The sequence below is a fragment of the Flavobacterium glaciei genome (assembly GCF_003350545.1).
GTDB lineage: Bacteria > Bacteroidota > Bacteroidia > Flavobacteriales > Flavobacteriaceae > Flavobacterium > Flavobacterium glaciei.
Genome location: NZ_QQBA01000040.1, coordinates 1 through 1,430 on the forward strand (window position 1 = coordinate 1; position 1,430 = coordinate 1,430).

The following is a 1,430-nucleotide window of genomic DNA, read 5'->3' on the forward strand; positions in this document are numbered from 1 at the left end:
GGATCAATCCTAAAACCTGTGGGGAAGCAAAAATTAAGCATAAATATTAGTTAGCCTAAAAAGGAAAAACGCAACGTTTCTAACGCCTCTAAATTGCGACCTAAATGCTTTTATTTTGGCATTGAAAGATTCCGCCGAAGCATTAGTGCTTCTATTATTAAAATAGTTCAAAATAGTTTGATAGTGATTTACTATAGATCGTGAGATTGTATTAAAGGATTTGAAGCCAGATTGATTTACTTTCTCATGCCATTTGGCTAACCTTGAAAGACCAATAATTTTATCGGTTGTTTTCTCAAAAATATTTCTCAAATCTTGAGCTAAATCATATGCTTTTTGAATATCGGGATATAATTCGAATAATATTACAGCACGACCTATTTGGTTTTGTGACCATTTAGATTTGTTTTTATATAGAAAATAACGGCTTCGGGCTAGCAATTGCTTAAGTGTGTCTCCATTAGTTAGCACTTGGGACTCAAACTTTCTATTGTCTTTTTTAGCTTTTTCGATAGCATCATTTTCTTGATCAATTGCTTGCCAACGATATTTGATTCTGATTTCTTGTAAAGCTTCCAGTGCTAGTTTTTGAACATGGAATCGGTCGGTGACCTGTATAGCATTTGGAAAACATTTCTTGGCAATTAATTCCATATTTGCTGCCATATCCAGTGTAATCTCTGTAACTTGATTCCGCTGTTTGAGAGGGATTTTTTCAATAATAGATATTACAGCATCAGCTTTAGTTCCGGCAATCATGGCAACTATACTCCCTTTCTTTCCTTTGCCTGCTTTGTTTGTTAAAATTGTATAGAGTTCGCCATTAGAGAGCGAAGTTTCATCTATTGACAAGCGTTTGCCTAAGTTTTTCGGAAAGAGAAGCCATTGTTTGGCGTGTGATAGTTGATCCCAAGTTTTAAAATCACTTAAGAAATCTTTGTATTGATGTTGTAGGTTTTTGCCACTTACACCGTAGAAAGAGGCGATAGCATTACAATCATTAGGCTTGGAATCGATTGATTTCTTTTAAAAAAGACGCGAACTCCTGTGTTACCCGAGTTCCGTCTGCTACTAAATTCCAATCTCTAAAAACTACTTTTCCAGTATCCTCATTAAGCCATCTTCTTCGAGTGATATGAAGATATACTTGGTGTCCACGAATAGGAAAATCTTGAACCGTTATCTCATCAAAGAATCCTTTTGAGCTTAATTTAGATTCTCGGTATTCTTTAGGAATCGAATTAATCTCTCTTAAATACAAATGAAGTATTTCATCTCCTTTTTTATAAGAAGTAAGTTCAAAGTAATCCACTATTATTTCGGGTAATAATAACTTAAGTAGGTCGGCGAAAGAATCTTGCATTTGTATATAATTTGGAAATACAAATATCTAGATTTTAATATTTCCCCACAACTTTTAGACTTGATCC

2 protein-coding genes are annotated in these 1,430 nt (G+C 34.1%); both read right to left on the reverse strand.

The genetic code is table 11. The features are described from left to right. Positions 1 to 33 precede the first annotated feature (33 nt). Positions 34 to 1,017: an ISAon1 family transposase gene (locus tag DFR66_RS13770; RefSeq protein ID WP_114755389.1), complete on the reverse strand. Its 984-nt coding sequence runs from the start codon at positions 1,015 to 1,017 to the stop codon at positions 34 to 36. Then, positions 1,001 to 1,363, reverse strand: coding sequence for an ISAon1 family transposase N-terminal region protein (locus DFR66_RS13775; RefSeq protein ID WP_114755390.1), 363 nt, complete (start codon positions 1,361 to 1,363; stop codon positions 1,001 to 1,003). Before DFR66_RS13775 ends, DFR66_RS13770 begins: the two co-directional genes overlap by 17 nt. Positions 1,364 to 1,430: the final 67 nt, after the last annotated feature.

Excerpts from the sequence above, each read along its gene's own strand:
- DFR66_RS13775 (WP_114755390.1), bottom strand. The coding sequence starts at position 1,363 with ATGCAAGATTCTTTCGCCGACCTACTTAAGTTATTATTACCCGAAATA.